Origin of the sequence: Rhizobium sp. SRDI969, assembly GCF_025152725.1 — a bacterium.
In the GTDB taxonomy this organism is placed as follows: Bacteria; Pseudomonadota; Alphaproteobacteria; order Rhizobiales; family Rhizobiaceae; genus Rhizobium; species Rhizobium leguminosarum_I.
In genome coordinates this window covers 3,080,270-3,105,818 of sequence record NZ_CP104035.1, presented here as the reverse complement: position 1 = coordinate 3,105,818, position 25,549 = coordinate 3,080,270, and the positions used below count along the sequence as shown (strand labels likewise).

Here is a 25,549-nt window from a genome sequence, read left to right as displayed (position 1 = left end):
TATTTGCGCTCTATCCCCGGCATCCTTATCTCAACCGAGAATTCAACAGGATGCCGATGATGGAACTGGGGCTTTACACATTCGCCGACGTCAATCCTAACCCCTCCCGCAGCAAGGGCGCGGAAGGGGCCGAGCGGCTGAAGCATCTTATCGAGGAAATCGAGCTTGCCGATCAGGTTGGGCTCGACGTCTTCGGGCTCGGCGAGCATCACCGGCCGGATTATGCGGCGTCGGCTCCCGCGGTCGCGCTGGCGGCCGCCGCCGTTAAGACGAAGAGCATCCGCCTGACAAGTGCGGTCACCGTGCTCTCCTCCGATGATCCGGTGCGCGTCTTCCAGCAGTTTTCGACGCTCGACCTGATTTCCAACGGCCGCGCCGAGATCATGGCCGGGCGCGGTTCCTTCATCGAGTCCTTCCCGCTGTTCGGCTACAATCTCGAAGACTACGACCAGCTTTTCGAGGAGAAGCTCGATCTGCTGCTGGCGCTGCGCGACAGAGAGGTTGTGGAGTGGAAGGGCGAGCTTCGCGCGCCGATCAACGGGCGGGGCGTTTATCCGAGGCCGCTGCAGGATCCGTTGCCGCTCTGGGTCGCGGTCGGCGGTACGCCACAGTCGGTGGCGCGCGCCGGCGCGTTGGGCCTGCCGGTGGCGCTGGCGATCATCGGCGGCGAGCCGCGCCGTTTCGCGCCGCTCTTTGATCTCTACCGCGAGGCCGCGCGCCGGGCAGGGCAGGATCAGGCGAAGCTGAAGACCAGCATCAACGTCCACGGCTTCATCGCCGATACGACGGAGGCCGCCGCCGACCAGTTCTACGGTCCGCAGGCCGAGGTGATGAACCGCATCGGCCGCGAGCGCGGCTGGGGGCCGATGAACCGGTCGCATTTCGACATGTCGCGCGGTCCGAACGGTGCGCTCTTCGTCGGAGATCCCGAGGTGGTCGCCGAAAAGATCATCGCCCATCACGCGCTTTTCAAGAACGATCGCTTTCTGCTGCAGATGGCGATCGGTCTGATGCCGCATGCCGAGATCATGCGCGGCATCGAGCTTTACGGTACGAAAGTCGCGCCGATCGTCAGAAAGGCGTTGACTGATAGCAGCGAAGAGGCGAAAGCCACGGCTTGACGAGCGCATAACGCCGAAAATCGAAATCGATTTCCGGAAAAGATTATCCGCAGACGAAGGGACAGAGCGTCCTTGGGCCTCCTGTTGGAGGCGCGGCGCTCTAGGGCGGCCACGGCCGTCCTGCGCAAGGTCGGAACAGACGAATGGTTATCGCAAACGACGACGAGTTGGTAAAGCTCAAGGAGATCGGCCGCATCTGTGCTAACGCCATCCATGTGATGGCGGCGGCGATGGAGCCCGGCATGACGACGCTGGAGCTCGACCAGATCGGCCGCAAGGTGCTCGAGGATTCCGGCGCGCGCTCGGCGCCGGAGTTCTGCTACCAGTTTCCCGGTGCCACCTGCATCAGTATCAACGAGGAAATCGCCCACGGTATTCCCGGCCCGCGCGTCATCCGCGCCGGCGACCTCATCAACATCGACGTCTCGGCGGAAAAGGATGGTTTCTTTGCCGATACCGGTGCCTCCTTCGCGATGCCGCCGGTGAAGCCGAAGATCGAGCGGCTTTGCCGCGACGGCAAGCGGGCGCTCTGGGTCGGGCTCAACCAGGTGAAATCGGGCGAACCCTTGGCGAAGATCGGCACTGCCGTCGGTGCCTTCGCGCAGAAGAACCGCTATACGCTGGTCGCCAATCTGGCGAGCCACGGCGTCGGCCGCTCGCTGCACGAGGAGCCGGCCGAACTCTCGACCTGGCCGGATCCTTCGGAAAAACGGATGATGACGGAAGGCCTCGTCTTCACCGTCGAGCCGTTTCTCTCACTCGGCGCGACATGGGCCGAAGGTGGCGACGATGCCTGGACGCTCTATGCCGATCCGAAGGCGCCCACCGTGCAATACGAACACACGGTGGTGGCGACACGTAACGGGCCGGTGGTTCTGACCTTGCCGGATGAACGGGGGTAGGGCGTTAGGGAGCGCCTCACCCTTCAAGGTTTGCATCTCCACGACGCTTTGTAGGGTGCGCCCACTTCTCTTCCCTCATTCCTGTGCTCGTCACAGGAATCCAGCCACCGCGCGTCCGCGCGGTGAATTGACCCGATACCTCAAGCGAAAAAGTCTTCCGCGCCCAAGGACTTGGGCGCACTGGATTCCTGTGACGAGCACAGGAATGAGGGAGGAGAGGTTCGCGCACTCGTCAACTCACCGAGCTTGCCAGCCAGCCTTCCTTTTTAACCGCGCGTTCCCGGCCTGCCGCCCTGCAGGATTTCCGTCGCCGCGCGTTCCAGTATCCCGGCGATGCGGGCGGCTTCGGGTTTCGACCAGGGATAGCGCATCCGCATGGCCGAGCGCAGCAGTATGCGGGCGGCGCGGATATCACCACCGTCCTGCATGAAATCGCCGTCATCGCCTTCGTCGGCGCCGTGACGGTCGGTTTCGAAGACACGCTTCACATGGGCCATCTTCTCGCCGATGCGTTCCAGCTTGGCGAGGGTATGCAGGATCATGGCGCGGTTTTCCTCGACGCGGACGCGGCCGGCATCGGTGATACGGTAGAGCTTCTTGGCGCCCTCCACCTCCACCTCGGCAAGGCCGGTTTCCTCGAGATAGGTGAGGGCGGGATAGATGACGCCGGGGCTCGGCACGTAGAAGCCGCCGGACCGCTCCTCCAGCAACTTTATCAATTCATAGCCGTGGCGCGGCTGCTCAGCGAGCAGGGCCAGGATGACGAGCTGGAGATCACCAGCCGCAAATTTGCGGCCCATGCGGAAATCTCCGCCGAACATGCCGCCTTTAAAACCTCTCATGGTTCTTCCCTTCATCGTTAGATGTATCGTTGACTATGTCGTAAAACATATATCGTAAGATAACTCTTTTCAAGAGAAGGTGAAAATTTCCGGCGTTTCGGGAAATTGATCAATCGATCAGAATTACTTGATTGTGCCACCGATGCTGCGGCGCGATAAGCGCTGCATGCTCGAGCGCATCCGTCACTCCTCGCCGAATCTTGTCTCCACCGCCGCTGCCGGCGCCATTGCCATGGCCGCCGCCATGGGCTTCGGGCGCTTCTCCTACACGCCAATCCTGCCCGGTATGATCAGCGGCGTGCCGCTTTCGGCGGCAGATGCCGGCTTCATCGCATCGGCGAATTTCGTCGGTTATCTCGTCGGTGCCGTGCTTGCCGCCTATGGCTGGGCGGCCGGACGGGAGCGGCTGGTGGCGCTGTTGTCGCTGCTGGTAACCGCGATCCTGCTTGCCGCCATGGCGGCCACTGATTCCGTCGTCGTCTTTGCCATCATTCGCTTCCTGGCCGGTGTCGCCAGTGCCTTTGCGATGGTCTTCACCTCGTCGATCGTGCTCAGCCACGGGGCTGCTGCCGGCAACGACCATGTGCAAGCAGCGCATTTCGGCGGGCCGGGTGCTGGTATCGCGCTGTCCTCGGTTATGGTGCTGCTGATCGGCCTCGGCTTTCACGACGGGCCGGGCGGTTGGCGCGCCGACTGGATCGGCGGGGCGCTCTATTGCGCGGCAAGCCTCGTCGTCGTTTTCTTGCTGCTGCCGTCGTCGCCGGCGCAATCGGCGCAGGCAGGCAAGGAGCCGGCGCTCATCTGGAACCGGCCGATGGTGCTGCTGACGCTGTCTTACGGCCTGTTCGGCTTCGGCTACGTCATCACCGCGACCTTCCTCGTCACCATCGCACGCCTTTCTGCAACGGGACCCTTCGTCGAATTCCTCTGCTGGTTCGTCGCCGGCTTGACGGCTGCGGTAGCGCTGTTTGCCTGGAAGCCTCTGGTCAGGCCGCTTGGGCTTGGCGGGGTCTATGTCGCAGCCCTTCTGGTCGAAGCCGCCGGCGTGCTCGCGACGGTGGCGCTGCCACCTTCCGTCGCACCGCTGATCGGGGGGGCGCTGTTCGGAGCGACATTCCTGGCGATCACCGCTTACGGACTGCAGATCGGCCGCAAGCTTTCGCCTGACAGTCCGCGGCGGATCCTGGCGATGATGACGGCCGCCTTCGGCGTCGGTCAGATCGTCGGGCCTGTCGTTGCCGGCTGGATCGCCGAGCGCGTAGGCAGCTTCACCGTCCCGACAGTGATCGCCGCCGTGGCCCTCGTCGTCTGCGCAGCGCTGGTGGTGCCGGTGATCAAGAAAATCGCTTAACCGGTTACATCTCCGTAACAATCGGCCGAACCCATTGCTGCGTCCTTCGAACTGCCTTAGTTTCCGGCACAATCAGTGTTCGACGACACTCCCGAGACTCACAGTTCAGGAAAGCAAAGCCTCCCGTGTTTCATTCCTTTTTTCCGCAGCCAAAGGCGTTCTTTACTTCGCTCGTTGTTTGGACCCTGATTTCCATTGCCGGCTGGTATCTCTTCGCCGCCAGTCTCGGTGTATCGCTCGGCTATGCGCCGGTTCCCGAAGAGCAGCAACCGATCGACCTTTCGTTCTTCCTGCTGCCCGAAAATGTCTGGTTCTACAGCTATTTCCTTCTGTCGGCGGTGATCTTCTGCGGTGCATGGCATCTGAGGGCGCTGAACCACCCCTGGAAGATCTGGTCGATCTGGGGTTCGGCACTGATCATCTTCGTGACCTACTTCGGCGTCCAGATCAGCGTTGTGATCAATAACTGGCGCCGGCCGTTTGGTGACCTTCTGCAGAACGCATTGTCGAAGCAGCCAGGCATTTCCGTCGAGAATTTCTACACCTTGATGTGGGTCTTCTGCCAGATCGCATTCCTCAGCATGTTCGTGTCGATCATGACCGACTTCTTCACCAGCCATTACATCTTCCGCTGGCGAACGGCGATGAACAATTTCTACATGTCGAAGTGGGAAAAGCTTCGTCATATCGAAGGCGCCTCCCAGCGCGTTCAGGAAGATACGATGCGCTTTTCGAGCACGCTCGAAGGTCTTGGTATCAGCCTGATCAACTCGGTGATGACGCTCGTGGTATTCCTTCCGATCCTTCTGGCGCTGTCGCATTACGTGACCGAACTGCCGTTCATTGGGCCGGTGGCGAACTCGCTCTTTTGGCTGGCGCTGTTCTGGTCGGCGTTCGGCACGCTTCTGCTGGCGGTCGCCGGCGTTAAGCTGCCGGGGCTGAATTTCCGCAACCAGCGCGTCGAAGCAGCTTATCGCAAGGAGCTCGTCTATGGCGAGGACCATGCGGAACGGGCTGACCCGCTGACAGTCAGGGAGCTGTTCGGCAACGTCCGTCGCAATTATTACCGCATGTATTTCCACTACATGTATTTCAATGTCGCCCGTTATTTCTACATCCAGGCCGACGCGCTCTTCGTGGTCTTCATGCTAGTGCCGACGATCGTGGCGGGCACTATCACTTACGGTATCTTCCAGCAGATCTCGACCGCATTCGGCCAGGTCAGCAACTCGTTCCAGTATCTCGTCAACTCCTGGACGACGATCATCGAGCTTCTGTCGATCCACAAACGCCTCAAGGCCTTCGAGGCCGCAATCGACGACGAACCGCTGCCTGAAATCGACCAGCGCTACCTGGAGCGTGAGACGGGCGTCCTGCACGCTGACGGTTGATGGGCGGGGCTTGTCCGTAATCGAAATGTCGGCGCGTGCGGCCCCCTCTCCCCGCCGGGTAGAAGGGGGAATCGCAGCGTCGCAACGAATCTCTTCTCCCCAGCGGGGAGAAGGTGCCGGCAGGCGGATGAGGGGGCCGCACGGCACGTCGGTTCGTCCAGATAATTGGCTCTTCAGAGCCCCGACGTCTGTTGCAATTTCCCGCGCACCTCGATCATCGGGATCGCTTCCGAATAGCTGACGCAAGCCACATCCGTTCGGTGGCAGACGTCGCTGACCAGTCGGTCAAGAGCACGCCAGTAGGCGCCGCCGTTCATTTCGACGAAGTGGAAGCCGAGCTGGAGCGGAATGCGGGCGCCGGCATATTGCTTGTCGAACGCCTCCTTGAAGGCGGCGTAGGCGCGGTTCTCGAATTCTGCGGAATCGGCGGTGTCTTCCTCACCCTTGGAGTGGCGGACGAAGAGATTGTAGTCCATGCCGATGATCGGCTTTTCGCTCGGGCCTTCGGGGATCAGCGGCAGGCCGAAGCGGATGATGCCGTCTTCCTCGACAGGCATGGCAGGGCCCTTGGTGACGAGGCTCGCGTCATAGCTGAGGCCCGCCTTCTTTTCGGCGGCGATCATGTCGGCGCCCGCTGTCGCCGACAGATAGGGCGCGCGAAAGCCCTTGATGCCGTGATCGACCAGATCCTGCCACCCGGCCGGCTCCTGGAGGCCGACGCTTCTCCAGGCATTCTTCAAGGTCGCGCGAAAGGTGGCATATTCGGCCGACCAGTCGGCCTCACTCCAGAGGCGGCCGTCGAAATGGCCGCAGGCGTGGCTAGATATGTCGTGGCCTTCGAGATGGGCGTGCCAGATATTGCCGAGGCGCTCGCGGATCTCGTCGTCGCTCTGGGCGAAGCCGACATTGGATTTTCCGCGTTTCTGGTGTGGCGCCTGGTAGGCCTTCTTCGCCGCCTCGTTCATCAGGAAAGTGCAGGAGAGAAAATAGGTGAAGTGGGCGCCGTTCTTCGCCGCCATCTCGCGACTCTTCAACCAGAGCGCATTGTCGTGGGCGCCGTCGAAGGAAATGATGACGAGCTGTTTCGGTCGGTCGGCCGCCTCGGCAATTGCGGCGATGAGAAGCGAAACAGAAAGGCAGGTGGAGAGGAGAAGACGGGACATGGACACCGCGACAATTTGGTTCGCGGTTTCCCTCCGATAGAATTGCGGCGAAGCTGCGGTCTCGCTGGCGTTTTTTCACGCCAGCCGGTAAGCCATGACAAACGGCACGGAAGGGATCCACAATGACATTGCTTATCGTCGGCATCATACTTTTCCTCGGGGTGCATCTGGTGCGGGTGGTGTTGCCGGACTTTCGTCGTTCGATGATCGCAAGCCTCGGCGAGAAGGGCTGGCGGGCGGCCTATTCGATTGCCAGCATCGCCACGCTGATCCTTTTGATCTACGGCTTCGGGCAGGCGCGCCATGTGACCGGCGTGGTTTACAATCCGCCGGTCTGGATGGCGCATATAACAATCACGCTGATGCTGATCGCGATGATCTGTCTCGTCGCCTCGCTGCTGCCAGCGGGGCATATCGCGACCAAGACCAAACATCCGATGGTGCTGTCGGTGAAGATCTGGGCGCTGGCGCATCTGCTCGCCAATGGCGAGACATCGTCGGTGCTGCTGTTTGGCGCTTTTCTCGCCTGGGGCGTCATCCTGCGCATTTCGCTTAAACGGCGGCAGCGGGCGGGCGAGATCACGCTCCGGCCGTTCGTCTCGGCCAAATACGATCTCTATGCTGTTGTCATCGGCATCGTCGTCTGGGCGCTGATCATCTGGAAGCTGCACGAATGGTTGATCGGGGTTTCGCCGCTCGTCATGTGACCGACGCATAACCCCGAAAATAGATTCCGATTTTCGGAAAGGATTATGCGCGGATTCAAAGTGTTAGAGCGTCCTTAGCGCGTCCTGTTGGACGCGCGGCGCTCTAATCTTTCACATCCCCCTTACAACGGCGGCAAAATGGAGTAGAAGGCCCGACTATGTGCGTTTTGCACAGCGTGTGGGTATTTCCGCGGCCGGAGACGAGAATGGCATTCAACGACGACAGCTTCATCCGTGAAGTCAATGAGGAATTGCGGTCTGACCAGATGAAGGGCGTCTGGCGCCGGTTCGGCCGCTATATCATTGCTGTCGCCATCCTGATCGTCGTCGGTACCGCCGGCAAGGTCGTCTACGAGTATTGGGACGACAACCGCTCGTCGGGCACCGGCGATCAGTTCCTGGCGGCGATGAAACTTGCCGACGAGAATAAGAACGACGAGGCGCTCGCCGCGCTCGACAAGCTCGAGAAGGAAGGCCATGGCGCCTATCCGGTGCTGGCGCGCATGCGGGCCGCGACCGTTCAGGCGCAGAAGGGCGATAGCGCAGCGGCAATCGCCGCCTTCAACGAGATCGGCAAGGACAATGGCGTTCCCGCGGCCGTACGTGATGCCGCCAAGATGCGTGCAGGCTGGCTGCTCATCGAGAACGGCTCTTACGAGCAGGTTTCGGCGGCCATCGAGGAAATGGCCGTGCCGGGCAACGCCTTCCGCCATTCGGCGCGTGAGGCACTCGGCCTTGCCGCCTATAAGGCCGGCAACATGGCGCAGGCGCGGCAGTGGTTCCAGTCGATCGTCGACGATACCGACAGCCCGCGCAATATTGCCAATCGCGCCCATATGATGCTTGATCTGATTACCGCATCCGGCAAGGCGCCCGCCGCTCAGGGCTGAGCTTAAGGAAAAAGAATGAGTTTCACGGTCGCCATCGTCGGTCGCCCGAATGTCGGCAAGTCGACACTTTTCAACCGGCTGGTGGGCAAGAAGCTGGCGCTTGTCGATGACACGCCGGGTGTAACCCGCGACCGTCGGCCGGGCGATGCGCGGCTGATGGGCCTGACTTTCACGATCATCGACACGGCTGGTCTGGAAGACGCCGACGCGGAGAGCCTGCAGGGCCGGATGCGGGCGCAGACGGAAGCGGCGATCGACGAGGCGGATCTTTCGCTCTTCGTCGTTGACGCCAAGAGCGGACTGACGCCCGTCGATACCGACCTTGCCGAAATGCTGCGCCGGCGCGGCAAGCCGGTGGTGCTCGTTGCCAACAAATCCGAAGCGCGCGGCTCAGACAGCGGTTTTTACGACGCCTATACGCTCGGGCTCGGCGAACCGACGCCGATTTCGGCCGAACATGGGCAGGGCATGCTCGACCTGCGCGACGCCATCGTTGCGGCAATCGGCGAAGACCGAGCCTATCCCGCCAAGGAGGATGTCGCCGTCACTGACGTCGACATTCCGCAGACCGAAGGCGAGGGCAGCGACGAGGACGAGGAGCCGGCCTATGATGAGACCAAGCCGCTCAGGGTGGCGATCGTCGGCCGGCCGAATGCCGGCAAATCGACGCTGATCAATCGCTTCCTCGGCGAGGATCGGCTTTTGACCGGGCCGGAGGCGGGCATCACTCGCGACTCTATTTCGGTCGAATGGGACTGGCGCGGCCGCACCATCAAGATGTTCGATACGGCAGGCATGCGCCGCAAGGCGCGGGTGATCGAGAAGCTGGAGAAGCTTTCGGTTGCCGATGCACTGCGCGCCATCCGCTTTGCCGAAACCGTCGTCATCGTCTTCGATGCGACGATCCCTTTCGAGAAACAGGACCTGCAGATCGTCGACCTGGTGCTGCGCGAGGGCCGTGCCGCCGTGCTCGCCTTCAACAAGTGGGACATGATCGAAGACCGGCAGGCGGTGCTTGCCGACTTGCGCGAAAAGACCGACCGGCTGCTGCCGCAGGCGCGCGGCATTCGCGCCGTGCCGATCTCCGGCCAGACCGGCTGGGGGCTCGACAAGCTGATGCAGTCGATCATCGACACGGACAAGGTCTGGAACAAGCGCATCTCGACGGCGCGGCTCAACCGTTGGCTGGAGACGCAGCAGATTCAGCATCCGCCACCGGCCGTTTCCGGCCGCCGCATCAAGCTGAAATATATGACGCAAGTCAAAGCCCGCCCGCCGGCCTTCATGATTTCCTGCACCCGCTCGGATGCGCTGCCGGAATCCTATACACGCTATCTGATCAACGGCTTGCGCGCCGATTTCGACATGCCGAGCGTGCCGATCCGCATCCATTTCCGCTCGCCTGACAATCCGTTCGAAGGCAAGAAGAGACGGACGTAGGCTTGGGTTGACGCTGATTCGTGGCGTTTTGTGGAGTTGGGCGTGTGCCGTGTGGCCACCCCCTCTGGGGGTATCATAAGCACTGCGATAGCCATTCCGGCCCTTCAGCAGCGCTTCCGATCAACGACTCGCGCAGCGCCACGATCTCGGCCGGCAGCGGGTGAAGTCTGCTGCATCGCAGTTGCTTCGTGCTTCTAAACGCCATCGCCGAAACACCTGCCGTCCACAGCGCCTTGCACAAGCAAGAGCGATCAGTCTGCGGACGGGACAGGCCCGGCGGTCTCGCCGGGCTTTCTGCTTCTTGGAAGCGACTTGGTGGCAAATTGCCAGGCCTTCTTCCATTTCGGCGTGATCACGCCGTTGGCGGCGCGGATATTGTTGATGAACTGCAGCGTCGCCGCTTCCCAGGAATATTGCATGGCGAGTTCACGCGCCTTGATACGCGAGGCGGAGAGGGCGGCAAGGCAGGCTGTTTGCAGGTTTGTGTCGAGCGCCCCGACTTCGCTGTCCTCACCGATGATATCGAGCGGGCCGGTGACCGGATAGGCTGCAACGGGCACGCCCGATGCCAGTGCTTCGAGGATGGTGTTGCCGAAGGTGTCGGTGAGCGAGGGAAAGACGAAGACGTCGGCCTGGGCATAGGCTTTCGCCAGATCCTCGCCGAACTGCACGCCGGCGAAGAAGACCTCGGGATATTGCTTTTCAAGCTCTGCGCGGGCCGGACCGTCGCCAACGACGACCTTGGAACCGGGCAGATCGAGATCGAGGAAGGCCGGCAGGTTCTTTTCCAGCGCCACGCGGCCGACGGTCATGAAGATCGGGCGCGACAGGCCGAAGGGGTTTTCCTCGAGCGCCATCGGACGGAACTGCGTGGCGTCGATGCCGCGGCTCCAGGGCATGAGGTTGCGGATGCCCTTTTCCGACAGTTCGCGGGCAAGGCTCGGTGTCGCTACCATGCAGCCGGCGCCGCCATTGTGGAACCAGCGGACGAAGGAGTAGAGCCAGTTCTTCGGTATCGGCAGGCGCGCGGAAACGTATTCCGGGAAGCGGGTGTGGTAGCTCGTCGAAAACGGCATGCGGTTCTTCAGGCACCAGCGGCGGGCGGTCAGTCCCAGCGGACCTTCGGTGGCGATATGCACGTAGGAGGGATTGTGCTTTTCAATTTCGCGGGCGATGCGGCGGTAATTGGCGATCGACAGGCGGATCTCAGGATAGGTCGGGCAGGGGATGCTGTTGAAGCGCTCCGGCGTTACCATCGAAACCTCGATGCCCATCTTCGCCAGTTCGCGGTTGGTGTTCTCGATCGAACGCACGACGCCGTTGACCTGCGGGTGCCAGGCATCGGTGACGATCACCAGCCTCTCGGGCAGGTTTCCGGCGGCTGCGGAATTGGCCCAGCTCTCGCCGCTATTAGTGTTTGCCGGACGTTGCAGCATGTCACGATTTCCATCCGCGTTGCAGTGATATGCCAACGCTCAACCCCAAAGCGGGGTTCCGGAACGGCGATTCCCGCTTCTCTATTTTGAGGCATGACCATGATGGAAATATTACAGCCCATATTGCAAGGATTGCAGGGCTTTCGCCTGACCGATCGCCCCGATTATGTCGGTAGCCGGCGGCGGTTTTCATACGGGAAAAAGAAGGTCACGGCGCCGATCGAGGACCGGCGCCGTTCGGGAGGTTAAGCGGCAGCGGAGGCCGAGCTTGCAGTCGGAACTTCCGAGATCGTCTTCAGAACCTGCGAAGCGATCTGGTAGGGGTCGCCTTGCGAGTTCGGGCGGCGATCTTCCAGATAGCCCTTGTAGTCGTTCTTGATGAAGGAGTGCGGCACGCGGATCGAAGCACCGCGGTCGGCAACGCCGTAGGAGAACTTGTTCCACGGAGCCGTCTCGTGCTTACCGGTCAGGCGCTTGTCGTTATCGGGGCCGTAGACCGCGATGTGGTCCATGAGGTTCTTGTCGAACTGCGCCATCAGCGCTTCGAAATATTCCTTACCGCCGACTTCGCGCAGGTACTTGGTCGAGAAGTTGCAATGCATGCCCGAGCCGTTCCAGTCGGTGTCGCCGAGCGGCTTGCAATGATACTCGATGTCGATGCCGTACTTTTCGGTCAGGCGCTGCAGCAGGTAGCGTGCGATCCAGATCTGGTCGGCGGCCTTCTTGGAGCCCTTGCCGAAAATCTGGAATTCCCACTGACCCTTGGCCACTTCGGCATTGATGCCTTCGTGGTTGATGCCGGCAGCGAGGCAGAGGTCGAGGTGCTCTTCGACGATTTCGCGGGCAACGTCGCCGACGTTCGAGTAGCCGACGCCAGTGTAATAGGGACCCTGCGGAGCCGGGTAGCCCTGCTCAGGGAAGCCGAGCGGACGGCCGTTCTGGTAGAAGAAATATTCCTGTTCGAAGCCGAACCAGGCATCTTCGTCGTCGAGGATGGTCGCGCGGGCGTTCGATGCGTGCGGCGTGACGCCATCCGGCATCATGACTTCGCACATGACGAGAGCGCCGTTGGTGCGGGCCGGATCGGGATAAATGGCGACGGGCTTCAGCACGCAGTCAGAGCTGCGGCCCTCGGCCTGCATGGTCGACGAACCGTCGAAGCCCCACAGCGGAAGCTGCTCCAGCGTCGGGAATTCATCGAATTCCTTGATCTGCGTCTTGCCACGCAGGTTCGGTACCGGTGTGTACCCATCGAGCCAAATGTACTCGAGCTTAAATTTTGTCATCGCGACTCTCTCAGTGCTACAAAGGTGAGCAAATCCGGAGGCAATCTCGGCGCGCAAGCGCATCCGATCGCCAGGGATGACGATTTAAAAGCATGTAGCGTGCCAGTTTTGGCGCCGCGCGAAAGAAAAATCGCGAATCAGCGTACCGACCGATTTTTTCCCTTTTGGTTAATCGGGCTGTTTTTAACGCTCGCAGGCGGTATCGGCCATCAAAACGCATCTTTTCCATCTGGGCTCGGATGAAAAATGCGGCGTTAAGCTCAAATGATGAAGTGTTAAACAAATTGGCGGAAGCTTTTGGTCGAGACAGCATACCGACCGGCTACAATTGCAACATTGCTCTTATTTTGTGCAATTTGCATAAACTATGTGCATTATGCTATGGTAGCGGTCCTGAAATGTTGATGCGCCGAGCTGAATGGAGGCGATCTCATGCCCACCGGTTTCCACCGTGATTCCGCGACGATCTACCAGTTTCCCGTCAAGGCGATACGCAACGCCAACCGGTTCGAACGCGCCCGCCTGATGGAGCGCGAGGCAGCCGAAGTCTGCGATGCCGCGCTCGACAGCTGCTGGTACCATGACGAGGCAGTTCGCGAATCCGACCGGCCGACGAAGTCCTGATTTCCCCTGGTCGCGAGGCAAGGACGCCGACAAAGCGGAGCGCGCCCGCACATGGCGTTCATACTGCGTCACAAAGACCTAAAGCTCGGTAAGCTGAAAGTTCACGAGGCTCAGCTGCCATCCAATCCAAGCTTTTCCTTTACGACCAATGCACCATGTTCGCTGACGACGCGGGCAGCGACCTTTGCTGCGAAACGGGCGGCGGCAGGCGCATCACCTGCTTCGAGATATCGTGCGAGAAACGCGCCGTTGAAGCTGTCGCCGGCGCTGGTCGTGTCGACCACCTTCTTCACCTTTTCGGCCGGAACGAAGGTTTGCTCGCCGGCAAAATTCAGCGTGACACCGTCAGCGCCGTTCTTGACGACGATATCGATGGCACCTAGCGCGCGGTAGCGATGGATCGTCGCCTCGATGGAATCATCGCCGAAATGGGCGGCCTCGTCGTCGAAGCTCGGCATGACGAGCACGGAGGAGCGGGCGCCTTCGCTAATCGTCGTGTGCATCACGTCGTAGCTCGACCAGAGGCGCGGGCGGATGTTCGGATCGAAGACGACGAGCTTGCCGGCGGCCTTGGCGCGACGAACTTCGGCGAGCAGCGTCTCGGCATCCTCATGCGGCAGGATGGCAAGGGTGATGCCGGAGAAATAGATGACGGCAGCGCTTTCCACCGCCTCGCGCAGACTGTCCGGATCGGCAGCCAGGCTGCGGGCGGCCGAGCTGTCGCGCCAGTAGCTGAAGGAGCGTTCGCCATTTTTCAGGTTGATCATATAGAGGCCGGGCGTCCTGCCCCGGATACGGCGGATGAGGCTCGTGCCGATGCCTGACGTGTCGATGAAGGCCAGCATCTCATCCGACATGGCGTCGTCACCGAGGGCGGTGAAATAATCGACCGACCAGTCGGCGGCAAGGCAGGCGCGGGCATACCAGGCGGTGTTGAAGGTATCGCCGGCAAAGCCCTTGCGCAGCAGGCCGTCGCCTGCTTGCGAGAGTTCCACCATGCATTCACCGATCGATAGAAACCGTCCGCTCACTCTGTCCTCCCGGCATTTAGGGCGCCGCGCGTCCAACAGGACGCGCTATCACTTTGAATTGGCGCACAATCGCTGATACGCGGAGCCGGGCAGAGTGACAAGCGTCGATATTGCGAGAGATGAAAGCCCGCCTTCACGGACGAGGCGAAGGCGGGCTCTTAATACCTATTCGTGGATGGTGTAGCTGCCCATCGCGCAAAGGTCCTGCGTATCTTCGGTGGTTTCGAGGTTTGAGTCTTCCTCGAATTCGAAGCGCATGTCGTATTTGCAGACGGTTCGGCCGTCGGCGATGGTGATATCCATGGTTTCGCCCGGATCGAGAACATTCTCGCCGAAGACGTCTTCTTCCCAGTTGTCGACGCCGGTCGGCGAGCTGTAGAAGCGCGTCAGCACGGAGTTCGTTCCGTTGATGAGCTTGAACGTCAGATCTTCGGCATGCGACGAAACGGCGGAGACGGCAATCATGGCCGCGGTAAGTGCGATTACACCTGATATTTTCGATTTCATATATGCGTTCCCCTGGCTTGCGATTAGGCCGAAATGGGATAACACATGCTTATAAAGGCTTTCTTATCAGGGTCTTTAGACCCAAAATAAGTCTGCTTCGCCCCGAAACGACCGGGCATTCTTATGAGCTGACGGCCGCTTGCGCGACCGCCGTTCCATTCACGGCCTGTCCATATGATAACAGGCGGCTGTCTGGCCGGGGCGGACCTGCTCTGTTGGCGGCATTTCGGTGCGACAGATGTCGGTCGCCTTCCAGCAGCGCGGTGAGAAGACGCAGCCTTTCGGCGGGTTGAGCGGCGACGGCGGATCGCCCTGCAGGCGGATGCGCGTGCGCAGCCGTGCAAGTTTCGGATCCGGGACCGGCGCGGCGGAAAACAGCGCCTGCGTATAAGGGTGGGCGGGATGATCGAAGACGGTGGCGCAGTCGCCGGCTTCCACCACCCTGCCGAGATAGAGCACCAGCACATCGTCGGAGATCAGGCGCACGACGGAGAGGTCGTGGCTGATGAAGATCAGCGTCAGGCCGAATTCCTTGCGCAGCTTGCGCAGAAGCGTGATCACCTGTCCCTGGATCGAGACGTCGAGGGCCGAAACCGGCTCATCGCAGATGATGAGCTTCGGCTTGGTGACCACCGCGCGGGCGATGCCGATGCGTTGCGCCTGGCCGCCGGAGAATTCGTGCGGATAGCGGTTGATCATCTCCGGCACCAGGCCGACGGCGGTCATGATGTCGCGGACGCGTTCGGTGCGCTCGGCCCTCGTAAGCTTCGGCTCGAAGACGGTGAGCGGCTCGGCGATGATATCGCCGACCGTCATCCGCGGGTCGAGCGAGGCGATCGGATCCTGGAAGATGATCTGCATGTCGCGGCGGGCGGCGCGCATCTCCTCATCCGTGAGGTCGAGCAGGTTGCGGCCCTGCCAGAGGATGCGGCCCTTCTGCGATTTCAGCAGCCGCAGGATGGAACGGCCGAGCGTCGACTTGCCGCAGCCGGATTCGCCGACTATCCCGAGCGTGCGACCTTCGCTGAGGTCGAAGCTGACATTGTTGACGGCGGTCAGGAAGACCGGCGGCTTGAAGAGGCCCTTGGCTGGCAGTTCGAATTGGGTCGTCAGATTCTCGACCCTCAGGAGCGATCGATCAGCCATGGTTCAACAGCTCCTCGCGGCGGGGAAAGGGGTGGTAACAGGCCGCGCAATGGCGCAGCGCCAGCGTTTCGAGCGGTGGCGGGCGGTCGATGCAATCGTCCTGGACCTGCGAACAGCGCGGCGAGAAATTGCAGCCCTTCGGCAGGTGCTGCAGGTTCGGCGGACGGCCCGGAATGACGACGAGGTCGTCGACGTCCTGGTCCGGGCGCGGGATCGAGGCATGCAGCGCTGCAGTATAGGGATGGGCGGGGTTGTCGAAGAGTTCGTCGACGGGCGCCTCCTCGACGATGCGGCCGGCATACATGACGGCGACGCGGTCGGCGAGGCCGGCAACGACGCCGAGATCGTGGGTGATCATGATCAGCGCCGTGTTCATCTCCGCCGTCAGATCGTTAAATAGATCAAGGATCTGCTCCTGGATTGTGACGTCGAGCGCTGTCGTCGGCTCGTCGGCGATCAATAGCTTCGGCCGGGTGAGCAGCGCCATGGCGATGACGATGCGCTGGCGCATGCCGCCCGAGAGTTCGTGAGGGTAGAGGTGGAAGCGCCGCGTCGGGTCGGGGATGCCGACGCGTTTGAGCATGTCGAGGGCAGCAGTGGATGCGGCGCGTGCCGTCAGCCCGCCGTGAACCTCAAGCTGTTCCGTCAGTTGCCTTGAAATCTTCAGCGAGGGGTTCAAGGCGGTCATCGGGTCCTGGAAGACCATGGCCATGTCCTTGCCGCGGATCTGGTCGAGCTCGCGCGGCTTCAGCGCCAGCACGTCCTTGCCTTCGAGCAGCGCCTGTCCCGTTGTTTTGCCGTTCTTGGCAAGCAGGCCCATGATGCCGAGGAAGGTCTGGCTCTTGCCGGAACCGGACTCGCCGACGATGGCGATGCGTTCGCCGCGCCTGACCGTCAGGTTCATGTTGGAGACCGCCTTCACCTCTCCATCCGGCGTTTTGAAGGTGATCGAGTAGTCTTTGAGTTCGAGAAGGGTGTCTTTTTGTGTTTCGTGGAGCATTCTTAGCGATCCTTCGGGTCGAACGCGTCGCGCAGGCCGTCGCCGATGAAGAGCAGGCTGAGCAACAGGGCCACGAGGAAGCTTGCCGGGAAGACGAGCAGCCACGGCATGCTTTCCATGGCATCGGTTCCCTCGGCGATCAGCGTGCCGAGCGAGGTCAGCGGTTCCTGCACGCCGAAGCCGAGATAGGAAAGGAAGCTTTCGGTGGCGATGATTTCAGGCACGGTCAACGCTGCGAAGATGACCACCGGTCCGACGAGGTTCGGGATAATGTGCTTGATGATGATCTTGAACGGCCGCTGCCCGGATGCGCGAGCCGCTTCGATGAATTCGCGATGCTTGATCGACAGCGTCTGGCCGCGCACGATGCGGGCCATGGTCAGCCATTCCAGCGCGCCGATGGCGGCAAAGAGCAGATAGACGTTGCGGCCGAAGATCACCATCAGCAGGATGACGAAGAGGATATAGGGAAGCGCATACATGATATCGACGAAGCGCATCATGATCGCATCCAGCCTGCCGCCGATATATCCCGATACCGCACCGTAGAGCACGCCGATGAAGACGGAGACGACGGTCGCCGTCAGCGCCACGGCCAGCGAGACGCGGGTGCCGTAAAGGGCGCGGGCGAGAAGGTCGCGGCCATTCGGGTCGGTACCGAAATAGTGGCCGGTCTCGAGCGAGGGCGGGATGCGGAAGGCCGCCCAATCCGGATCCTCGTAGTTGAAGGGAATGAACCAGGGGCCGAGGAAGGCGGCGAGGATCAGAACCGTTAACACGACGATCGACAGGACGGCGGCCTTGTTGCGCCCGAGGCGGCGCAAGGCATCCTTGGTGAGCGAGCGGCTTTCAGGCGCAAGGCCTTCCGCCTCCAGCAGCTCCTGCGCGAGCAGCTCGCGCTTTGCGGGGTTGAGGATCATCTGTTTCTCACTTTCGGATCGAGCCACGCATAGGCGATATCGACGAGAAGGTTCAGGAACACGATCAGCACCATGTAGAAGATGACGGTGCCGAGAACCATGCCGTAGTCACGGTTCAGCGCTGCGTTGACGAAATAGCGGCCGATGCCGGGCAATCCGAAGATGCTCTCGACAACCAGCGAGCCGGTGAGAAGGTAACTTGCGGCCGGCCCGAGGTAGGAGACAACAGGCATCAGCGCAGGTTTCAGCGCATGGCGCATCACGGTGAGCCGCGGGCCGATGCCCTTGGCCTTGGCGGTGCGGATGAAGTTCTGGTTCATGACCTCGATCATCGAGCCGCGCGTGATGCGCGAGATACGGCCGGCATGCGGCAGGGCGAGCACGACGATCGGCAGGATGAGGTATTTGATCGAGCCGTCACCCCAGCCGCCAACCGGAAACCACGCGAGATGGATGCCGAAGACGAGCTGCAGGATCGGCGCAATCAGGAAGTTCGGCAATACGACGCCGATCAGGATGAGCGCGCCCAGAATATAATCCGGCGCCTTGTTCTGATAGAGCGCCCCAAGACAGCCGACGGCCACGCCAACAATGATAGCAATCAGGAAGGCGGCCGTACCGATAGTGAAGGTATAGGGCAGACCGATCATGATCTGCTGGGCGACGGTGAAATCTTCGCTGGCGAAGGACGGGCCGAGATCGCCTCGGAGCAGGTCACCGACATAAATCAGGTACTGCTGGATGAGCGGCTTGTCGAGATTGTAGTGGATCGCAAGGTTCTTCAGGATCACCGGCGGCAATGGCCTTTCGCCATCGAAAGGGCCGCCGGGGGCAAGGCGCAAAACAAAAAACGAGGCTGTCACGGCGATCCACATGACGGGGATCGTCGACAGCAGGCGACGGAGGGCGTATTTGATCATGGTCGTGGGCCGGTCCTTTCCGCAACGCGCGGAAAGGACCGTTTTCCCTTACTCTTTCATCGACAGCCAGCGGGTGCGGTGGATGTCCTGAATGTTGTCGACGAAGCCTTCGATCTTCGGCGAAACGACATTCTTCGAGACGTAGTAGTAGATCGGCAGGGCGGCGGACTCATCGAGCGCCAACTGTTCGGCCTTCTTGAAGATTGCGGCACGCTTGGTGAGATCCGTCTCGGCGTTGCCTTCCTTGATCATCTTGTCGTACTCGGGATTGGACCAGCGGCCGTAGTTCATCTGCACGCCTGTCACCAGGAGGTTCAGGAAGTTGTCCGGGTCGTTGTAGTCGGCGAGCCAGCCGGCGCGGCCGATTTCGACCTGGCCACGCTGCATCTGGTCGTAATGCACCTTGGTTTCGGCGTTGACGAGCTCGACATCGACGCCGAGCGGCTTCCACATGGAAGCGATGGCGACGGCGATGCGCTTGTGGTTGTCGTTGGTGTTGTAGCTCAGCACGGCGTGCAGCGGCTTGTCCGGGCCGAAACCGGCTTCGGTCAGAAGCTTCTTGGCTTCGGCGACCTTCTCGCTATAGGGCAGGTCCTTCCAGCTGACATAGGCCGGCTCGCCGTAATTCGCCGTGCCCGGCGGAACCCATGAATAGGCCGGCAGTTCGCCGGTGCCGAGAATCTGCGGGCCGATGACTTCACGGTTGATCGCCATGGAGAGCGCCTGGCGGACGCGCTTGTCGCTGAAGGGCGGCTTCTGCGAGTTGACGACGTAATAGTAGAGGCCGGAGAAGGGGGCGACATGCGCCTGGCCAGGCAGGTTCTTCTTCATCCATTCGTATTGGTCGGTCGGGAAATCGGTGAGGATATCGAATTCGCCGGCGCGGTAGCGTTTCAGCGCCGCTTCCTGGTCTTCAAGCACGAAGAACTTCGCGCCGTCGATCTTCAGGTCCTTGGTGTCATACCACTGATCGTTCTTGACTGTGGTGACATGCGAGCCCGGAACCCATTCGACCGGCTTGTAGGGGCCGTTGGTGACGATGTTGCCAATCTTGACCCAATCCTGGCCCTTCGCCTCGACGACATGCTTCGGCAGCGGATAGGCAGTGTAATGCATCAGGGCATTGAGGAAATAAGGGGTGGCATTTTCAAGCGTGATTTCGAGCGTCTTGTCGTCGATCGCCTTGACGCCAAGCTGGTTGAGGTCGGTGATCTCACCCTTGTTGATCTTTTCCGCGTTCTTGATGGTGAACTGCAGATAGGCATAATCGGCGGCATTCTTCGGGTCGACGAGGCGCTGGAAGGCGAAGACGAAGTCTCCTGCCGTTACCGGCTGGCCATCGGACCACTTGATGCCGTCGCGAAGCTTGAAGGTGTAGACCTTGCCGTCAGGCGAAATCGTCCAGCTTTCAGCCTGACCGGGGACCGGATTGTCCTTGGCGTCCTCGGTGACGAGACCTTCGAAAATGTCGCCGGCGATACGGTTCTCCCAGTCGCCGGAAAGCTTCTGTGGATCGAGCGACTGCGGGTCGCCACCATTGTGAATGTTGAGCGTGGCCGCATGGGCCGAAAACGCCAGCAATGTGCCAAGCATTGCAGAGGCGAGAAATTTTTTCCCGAAATGGTTCATGGTGGGTCCACCTTTCTAGGCTTTGCGCCTTTATTAGACATTTGTTCCCGGTGTTTGACCTCTTACGTGCAGGTCAGTGCGCACATTATCGCAAAGGCTTCGCGTTGCAACCCCAAATCCGGAGGGTATAAACGGGTTGTGGACAAGCCTATATACGTCTCCCCCTTGTCGGATCGCGACGACCCGCCGCTGCCTTCGCAGGGCCTTCATAAAGGCTTCACATGGTTGTCTTTTGTTTCGTCCGCTTTAGTGTGGCGAGCGCAAACGAGGCAGGAGATGTAGCCGATGGCATTGCAGGCAGGCGGGAGTGCGGACTGGTGGCGCGGCGCGGTGATCTATCAGGTCTATCCGCGCTCGTTTCAGGACACCAACAGCGATGGGCTCGGCGATCTCAGGGGAATCACCCGCCGGCTGCCGCATATAGCCAGCCTCGGCGTCGACGCGATCTGGCTCTCGCCCTTCTTCAAGTCGCCGATGGCCGACATGGGCTACGACGTTTCCGATTATTGCGACGTCGATCCGATCTTCGGGACGCTTGATGATTTCGACGAGATGATGGCCGAAGCGCATAGGCTCGGCATCAAGGTCGTGATCGACCAGGTGATCTCGCACACCTCCGACCGGCATCCCTGGTTCGTCGAGAGCCGATCGAGCCGGACCAATCCGAAGGCCGACTGGTATGTCTGGGCCGATCCGAAGCCCGATGGTACGGCGCCGAACAACTGGCTGTCGATCTTCGGCGGGCCGGGCTGGGAATGGGACGGTGTGCGCCGGCAATATTACCAACACAATTTCCTGACCTCGCAGCCCGACCTCAATTTCCACAGCGCAGACGTGCAGGAGGCGGTGCTGGAGACGGTGAAGTTCTGGCTCGACCGCGGCGTCGACGGCTTCCGGCTGGATACGGTCAACTATTATTTCTGCGACAAGCAGCTCCGAAGCAATCCGCCGCATGAGCCCGATACCAGCGACGGCGGCCTCGATGCGCCCGACACCAACCCCTACGGCATGCAGAACCACCTCTATGACAAGACGCAGCCGGAAAATGTCGATTTTCTCAAGCGCTTCCGGGCGCTGCTCGATCAGTACGAAGATCGTACGACCGTCGGCGAAGTCGGCGATGGGGCGCGTTCGCTGAAGACGGTTGGCGCCTATACGAGTGGCGGCGACAAGCTGCACATGTGCTACACATTCGATCTCCTCGGGCCGGATTTCACCGCCGAGCATATTCGCGGCTGCGTCGAGGCCTTCCAGAAGGCCGTCACGGACGGCTGGGTCTGCTGGGCTTTTTCCAACCACGACGTCATGCGCCATGTCAGCCGTTTCGCGCGAACGGAGGAAGAGCGGTCTGTCATCGCCAAGCTGGCGATCTCGGTGCTTGCGGCGCTGCGCGGTTCGATCTGCCTTTATCAGGGCGAGGAGCTCGGCCTGCCGGAGGCGGAGCTCGCCTTCGAGGATCTGCGCGACCCCTACGGCATCCGCTTCTGGCCGGCCTTCAAGGGCCGCGACGGATGCCGCACGCCGATGCCTTGGGAAGCTGGCAAGGCGCATGCAGGCTTCACCTCGGCCGAGAAGAGCTGGCTGCCGGTGCCTTACGAGCAGGCAGCGCTTTCCGTGGATACGCAGGAGGCGAGCGACAGCTCGGTGCTGCATCACTACCGCAGGACGCTTGCATTCCGGAGGAGCCATCCGGCGTTGATCGACGGCGACATGACCTTCATTGGCACCAACCAGGATCTGCTCGCCTTCACCCGCGAAAAGGGCGGAGAAAGACTGCTCTTCGTTTTCAACCTGACGCGCAAACCGGCGGAATTCCGCCTGCCTGATGGCCTGGTGCTCGGGGAACCGCTTGAAATGCCGGGCTTCGAGGCGGTGGCTGACGCGGGGCTGGTGAAGCTTGCTGCGCTGGACGGGTTTTGCGCGCGGGTTTGACGGCTATTTCGGAAGCTTATCGTAATCTGCATGCGAGCCGATCCAAAACCAGATGATGTCATCTCCATCCCTGACGGCTAGAGCGGGATTGTTTTATGTCCGTTCATATCCGGCTTCCTTGAAGTAGTTTTGGCACTCTTTCGGCGAGACGGTTTGAAGGGTGGCTGCCAGCGCGTCGTCGATGGCCTGTCGGGTTCGAGCCTGCGCCTTGCGCAGCTCGTGCTTGATCTTGGCGAAGAGTTTTTCGATCGGATTGAGATCGGGGGAATACTGCGGCAGGAAGAACAATCTGGCGCCGGCCTTGCGGATGGCGGCACGGATAGCGCCGGCCTTGTGCGAGCCGAGATTATCCATGACGACGATGTCGCCGGGTTTGAGCTCCGGTACCAGCACCCTCTCGACATAGATGCGAAAGCGTTCGCCATTGATCGGGCCGTCGATGATCCACGGTGCGCTGACGCGGTCGGCCCTGAGGGCTGCGACAAAAGTCATGGTATTCCAGTGGCCGAAGGGCGCATGGCCCAACAGCCGTTCGCCGCGCGGCGCCCAGCCCCTGAGCGGCGTCATATTCGTCTTCGTCCAGGTTTCGTCGATAAAGACAAGGCGAGATGGATCGATGCGATGGCGATGCTTCAGCCAGCGCGCCCGCCGGGCGGCAACATCGGGCCGCTCGCGCTCGCTGGCGACCAACGTCTTTTTTTATAACTCAGCCCTTCCTCATGCACGAAGGTCCGGACGGCGCTGTAATCCACTTTCAGGCCGCGCTCTCCGAGTTCCGCCACCAACCCGCGCAAGGTGAACGCCTGCATGTGGCAGCGATCGATCAACCAGACCCGATGTTTACCTGAGATCGCCCGTGGCTTGTGCCCGCCCATCTGGCCGGGAGCCGCGCTGCCCGTCTCACGCAAGCGCCGGACCCAGTCGATCGCGGTGCTGATGCCAATGCCGAAGCGCTTTGCCGCCGCTCGACACGACAGGCCCTCGCGCGTTACTGCGCCAACAACGCGTTCCCGAAGATCATCCGAAAAAGGTTTCGCCATCCAGACCGGCCTCCTGCACCGGCCAGAATGGTGAATCTGATTTGCACCAGAAAGGGAATCCCTGTTCCGATTCCGACTAAAACAATCCCGCTCTAAAGCTCTCCAGGATGTGCCGACGCGCGCCGACCAGAAGCGGCCGACGCGCTTGAAATGCAAGGAGGGATGCCTGGGATCTTGTTTGAGCAAATCGAAGTTTCCGCCGGCCAACTTCCGTATCTGCTCAGGTAAGCAGTCATAGGCCTCCCAGAAGACGGGAGTGGCGTGGTGTTTCAAAGCCGTCTTGTCTTTCCGGCACGAAAATCGGTAAAGGCTTTCTCGGCGAGATGATCGAGGTTGCCACTCGCTGCGTCCGCTTCCATCTGCCTGTCCCAGCGTTCGGCTTGAAGGGCTTCAAACCACGCCGAAAAGGCTTCGAACTCGTACTTATCGAGTTCGGCAACGATTTTTTCAATCTGTTCCAGCTTCGTCATGATCGGCTCCAACGTTACCGCAAAATAAGCGCTGTCGCGGAACTTGCCAAGGATGCCGTCACCCAATCAGCGCGAACTTGCCCACGTCCACCATGCCGCGGTCTGATATCTTCAGGTGCGGGATGACCGGCAGCGGCAGGAAAGCGAGTTGGAGGAAGGGTTCTTCCAGCGTGGCGCCCAGCGCCAAGGCGGCTTTTCGCAGATGGTGCAGCGTATCGCGGACCGCCTCGTAGGGCTCAAGGCTCATAAGACCGGCGATCGGCAGGGCGATTTCACCGGTGATCTTGCCGTCTTCGACGACCACGAAGCCGCCCTTGATCTCGCCGAGGCGGTTTGCGGCGCAAGCCATGTCGTCCTCGCTGACGCCGACGACGCAGATATTGTGGCTGTCATGGCCGACAGTCGAGGCGATCGCGCCCTTCTTCAGGCCGAAGCCCTGGACGAAGCCGTTGGCGTGGTTGCCGTTCTTGCCGTGGCGCTCGATGACGGCGACCTTGATGATATCATTGGCAAGATCGACCGCCGTCTCGTTGCCGCTGACGGGCAGGCGGTAGCGGTGATGCTCGGTGATGATCTTGCCCGGGATGACGCCGATGACAGGCGTTTCGCCTTCGGCGACCGGGACGCCGAAATGGGCGGCGTTGACGGGTCGGGCCTTGACGCTGTCGAGGCCGATCGGGGCAACCGGTCGGCGCGAGGAAAAGAGCGCATCGGTGACGCGGCGGCCGGCGGAAAAGACCATGTCGGCGCGGCAGCTTTCCAGGCTGTCGAGTACCACCAGATCGGCGCGCCAGCCCGGCGCGACCAGGCCGCGGTCCCTCAGACCGAAGGCGCGTGCAGCCGAAATCGAGGCGGCGCGGTAAATCGCCAGGGCCTCGACGCCGCTTCCGATGGCTGTGCGGATCATATAATCGAGATGGCCCTGTTCGGCAATGTCGAGCGGATTGCGGTCGTCGGTGCAGAGCGCGAGGAAGGGTGAAAGCCGCTCGGTGATAATGGGTATCAGCGCCGCGAGATCCTTGGATACCGAACCCTCGCGCACGAGGATGTGCATGCCCTTGCGGATCTTTTCCATCGCTTCGCCGGCAGTCGTGCATTCATGCTCGGTTCGGATACCGGCGGCGAGGTAACCGTTGAGGTCGTTGCCGGACAGTAGCGGCGCATGACCGTCGATATGGCCGCCCTGGAAGGCGTCGAGCTTGGCCATGCAGACGGGATCCTTGTGGATCACGCCGGGAAAATTCATGAATTCGGCAAGGCCGATGACCTTCGGATGGTGGCGGAAGGGCAGGAGGCGCTCGATCGGCAAGTCGGCGCCGGAGGTTTCGAGATGCGTCGCCGGAACGCAGGAGGAGAGCTGGACGCGGATGTCCATGATCGTCTCCAGCGCGGATTCGAGAAAGAATTCGATGCCGGCGGTTCCGAGCACGTTGGCGATTTCGTGCGGATCGCAGATGGCGGTGGTGACACCATAAGGCAGAACGCAGCGATCGAATTCATGGGGTGTGACGAGCGAAGATTCGATATGCAGATGCGTGTCGATGAAGCCGGGAACGACGATCCTGCCCGATATATCGATCTCGGTTTCACCTTCGTAGCTACCTGAGGTTCCGACGATGCGATCGGCGCCGATGGCAATGTCCGACAGGACGAGTTCGCCGGTGACCAGATTGAAGAAACGGCCACCCTTCAGTACGATATCGGCCGGCACGCGGCCGACGCCCTGGTCGATGAGACGTTCGAGCTTGGTGGTCATGGCATTGCTCACATTACAACCGATTCCAAAACTTATAACCGATCT

23 protein-coding genes are annotated in these 25,549 nt (G+C 61.1%); 9 read left to right on the top strand and 14 right to left on the bottom strand.

The window, feature by feature from the left end:
* The first annotated feature begins 59 nt into the window (after nt 1-59).
* Nucleotides 60-1,121: an LLM class flavin-dependent oxidoreductase gene (locus N2A41_RS15605; protein ID WP_260111056.1), complete on the top strand. Its 1,062-nt coding sequence runs from the start codon at nt 60-62 to the stop codon at nt 1,119-1,121.
* 143 nt (nt 1,122-1,264) lie between these two features.
* Entirely contained in the window at nt 1,265-2,023 is a 759-nt protein-coding gene (gene map, locus N2A41_RS15600; RefSeq protein WP_260109186.1) for a type I methionyl aminopeptidase, read from the top strand.
* A gap of 266 nt (nt 2,024-2,289) precedes the next feature.
* Here map and N2A41_RS15595 read toward each other — a convergent pair whose 3' ends face one another.
* The gene (locus N2A41_RS15595) at nt 2,290-2,865 is read right to left on the bottom strand and encodes a PadR family transcriptional regulator (RefSeq protein ID WP_260109185.1); all 576 of its coding nucleotides are present in this window, start codon (nt 2,863-2,865) and stop codon (nt 2,290-2,292) included.
* A gap of 166 nt (nt 2,866-3,031) precedes the next feature.
* Between N2A41_RS15595 and N2A41_RS15590 the strand changes: the two genes are divergently transcribed.
* On the top strand, nt 3,032-4,216 hold the full coding sequence (locus tag N2A41_RS15590; RefSeq protein WP_260109184.1) for an MFS transporter: 1,185 nt from the start codon (nt 3,032-3,034) through the stop codon (nt 4,214-4,216).
* Nucleotides 4,217-4,341: 125 nt separating this feature from the next.
* Entirely contained in the window at nt 4,342-5,607 is a 1,266-nt protein-coding gene (gene sbmA / locus N2A41_RS15585; RefSeq protein ID WP_222331346.1) for a peptide antibiotic transporter SbmA, read from the top strand.
* A 173-nt stretch (nt 5,608-5,780) separates the two neighbouring features.
* Here the strand turns inward: sbmA and N2A41_RS15580 are convergent, their stop codons facing one another.
* Nucleotides 5,781-6,770 carry a polysaccharide deacetylase gene (locus tag N2A41_RS15580; protein WP_170260632.1) on the bottom strand — a complete coding sequence of 330 codons (990 nt, stop codon included), beginning with the start codon at nt 6,768-6,770 and terminating at the stop codon, nt 5,781-5,783.
* Nucleotides 6,771-6,892: 122 nt separating this feature from the next.
* Between N2A41_RS15580 and N2A41_RS15575 the strand changes: the two genes are divergently transcribed.
* The 3 genes from N2A41_RS15575 to der all read left to right on the top strand — a co-directional run bounded on the left by N2A41_RS15575 (nt 6,893) and on the right by der (nt 9,807).
* Nucleotides 6,893-7,477 carry an NnrU family protein gene (locus tag N2A41_RS15575; protein ID WP_222331347.1) on the top strand — a complete coding sequence of 195 codons (585 nt, stop codon included), beginning with the start codon at nt 6,893-6,895 and terminating at the stop codon, nt 7,475-7,477.
* Nucleotides 7,478-7,683: 206 nt separating this feature from the next.
* Nucleotides 7,684-8,367 (top strand): tetratricopeptide repeat protein, encoded by a 684-nt coding sequence (locus tag N2A41_RS15570; protein ID WP_260109183.1) that lies wholly within the window; start codon nt 7,684-7,686, stop codon nt 8,365-8,367.
* Nucleotides 8,368-8,382: 15 nt separating this feature from the next.
* A complete protein-coding gene (gene der / locus N2A41_RS15565; RefSeq protein ID WP_222279895.1) occupies nt 8,383-9,807 on the top strand; it encodes a ribosome biogenesis GTPase Der in 1,425 nt (474 codons plus the stop codon).
* Nucleotides 9,808-10,058: 251 nt separating this feature from the next.
* Here der and N2A41_RS15560 read toward each other — a convergent pair whose 3' ends face one another.
* On the bottom strand, nt 10,059-11,243 hold the full coding sequence (locus N2A41_RS15560) for a glycosyltransferase family 4 protein (protein ID WP_260109182.1): 1,185 nt from the start codon (nt 11,241-11,243) through the stop codon (nt 10,059-10,061).
* A 245-nt stretch (nt 11,244-11,488) separates the two neighbouring features.
* Nucleotides 11,489-12,529 (bottom strand): glutamine synthetase beta-grasp domain-containing protein, encoded by a 1,041-nt coding sequence (locus N2A41_RS15555; RefSeq protein ID WP_222331350.1) that lies wholly within the window; start codon nt 12,527-12,529, stop codon nt 11,489-11,491.
* Nucleotides 12,530-12,961: 432 nt separating this feature from the next.
* Between N2A41_RS15555 and gstI the strand changes: the two genes are divergently transcribed.
* Nucleotides 12,962-13,153: a glutamine synthetase translation inhibitor GstI gene (gene gstI / locus N2A41_RS15550; RefSeq protein ID WP_017965407.1), complete on the top strand. Its 192-nt coding sequence runs from the start codon at nt 12,962-12,964 to the stop codon at nt 13,151-13,153.
* 110 nt (nt 13,154-13,263) lie between these two features.
* Here gstI and N2A41_RS15545 read toward each other — a convergent pair whose 3' ends face one another.
* From N2A41_RS15545 to N2A41_RS15515, 7 genes are all read right to left on the bottom strand, one after another.
* Nucleotides 13,264-14,184, bottom strand: a complete 921-nt coding sequence (locus N2A41_RS15545) for a sugar kinase (protein ID WP_017965406.1) — start codon at nt 14,182-14,184, stop codon at nt 13,264-13,266.
* Between the two features lie 165 nt (nt 14,185-14,349).
* Nucleotides 14,350-14,691 (bottom strand): hypothetical protein, encoded by a 342-nt coding sequence (locus tag N2A41_RS15540; protein ID WP_017965405.1) that lies wholly within the window; start codon nt 14,689-14,691, stop codon nt 14,350-14,352.
* A gap of 159 nt (nt 14,692-14,850) precedes the next feature.
* A complete protein-coding gene (locus N2A41_RS15535; RefSeq protein ID WP_017965404.1) occupies nt 14,851-15,837 on the bottom strand; it encodes an ABC transporter ATP-binding protein in 987 nt (328 codons plus the stop codon).
* Nucleotides 15,830-16,837, bottom strand: a complete 1,008-nt coding sequence (locus N2A41_RS15530) for an ABC transporter ATP-binding protein (RefSeq protein WP_260109181.1) — start codon at nt 16,835-16,837, stop codon at nt 15,830-15,832. The genes N2A41_RS15535 and N2A41_RS15530 overlap by 8 nt, the downstream gene beginning before the upstream one ends.
* A 2-nt stretch (nt 16,838-16,839) precedes the next feature.
* Nucleotides 16,840-17,757 (bottom strand): ABC transporter permease, encoded by a 918-nt coding sequence (locus N2A41_RS15525; protein WP_162116480.1) that lies wholly within the window; start codon nt 17,755-17,757, stop codon nt 16,840-16,842.
* On the bottom strand, nt 17,754-18,677 hold the full coding sequence (locus N2A41_RS15520; RefSeq protein WP_017965401.1) for an ABC transporter permease subunit: 924 nt from the start codon (nt 18,675-18,677) through the stop codon (nt 17,754-17,756). Before N2A41_RS15520 ends, N2A41_RS15525 begins: the two co-directional genes overlap by 4 nt.
* A 48-nt stretch (nt 18,678-18,725) precedes the next feature.
* Complete coding sequence (locus N2A41_RS15515) at nt 18,726-20,306, bottom strand: peptide ABC transporter substrate-binding protein (RefSeq protein ID WP_017965400.1); 1,581 nt, start codon at nt 20,304-20,306, stop codon at nt 18,726-18,728.
* Between the two features lie 285 nt (nt 20,307-20,591).
* On the opposite strand from N2A41_RS15515, the gene bglA reads away from it, so the two are divergent.
* The gene (gene bglA / locus N2A41_RS15510) at nt 20,592-22,238 is read left to right on the top strand and encodes a beta-galactosidase BglA (protein WP_017965399.1); all 1,647 of its coding nucleotides are present in this window, start codon (nt 20,592-20,594) and stop codon (nt 22,236-22,238) included.
* Nucleotides 22,239-22,331: 93 nt separating this feature from the next.
* Here the strand turns inward: bglA and N2A41_RS15505 are convergent.
* The 3 genes from N2A41_RS15505 to ade all read right to left on the bottom strand — a co-directional run bounded on the left by N2A41_RS15505 (nt 22,332) and on the right by ade (nt 25,504).
* Nucleotides 22,332-23,278, bottom strand: a protein-coding gene (locus N2A41_RS15505) for an IS630 family transposase (RefSeq protein WP_222282285.1) whose coding sequence is annotated in 2 segments (ribosomal slippage) — nt 22,332-22,937 and nt 22,940-23,278 — 945 coding nt in all. Because the reading frame shifts where the segments join, the coding sequence is not laid out codon by codon here.
* Between the two features lie 269 nt (nt 23,279-23,547).
* A complete protein-coding gene (locus N2A41_RS15495) occupies nt 23,548-23,748 on the bottom strand; it encodes a hypothetical protein (RefSeq protein WP_170281371.1) in 201 nt (66 codons plus the stop codon).
* A gap of 58 nt (nt 23,749-23,806) precedes the next feature.
* Nucleotides 23,807-25,504 (bottom strand): adenine deaminase, encoded by a 1,698-nt coding sequence (ade, locus tag N2A41_RS15490; protein ID WP_260109180.1) that lies wholly within the window; start codon nt 25,502-25,504, stop codon nt 23,807-23,809.
* Nucleotides 25,505-25,549: the final 45 nt, after the last annotated feature.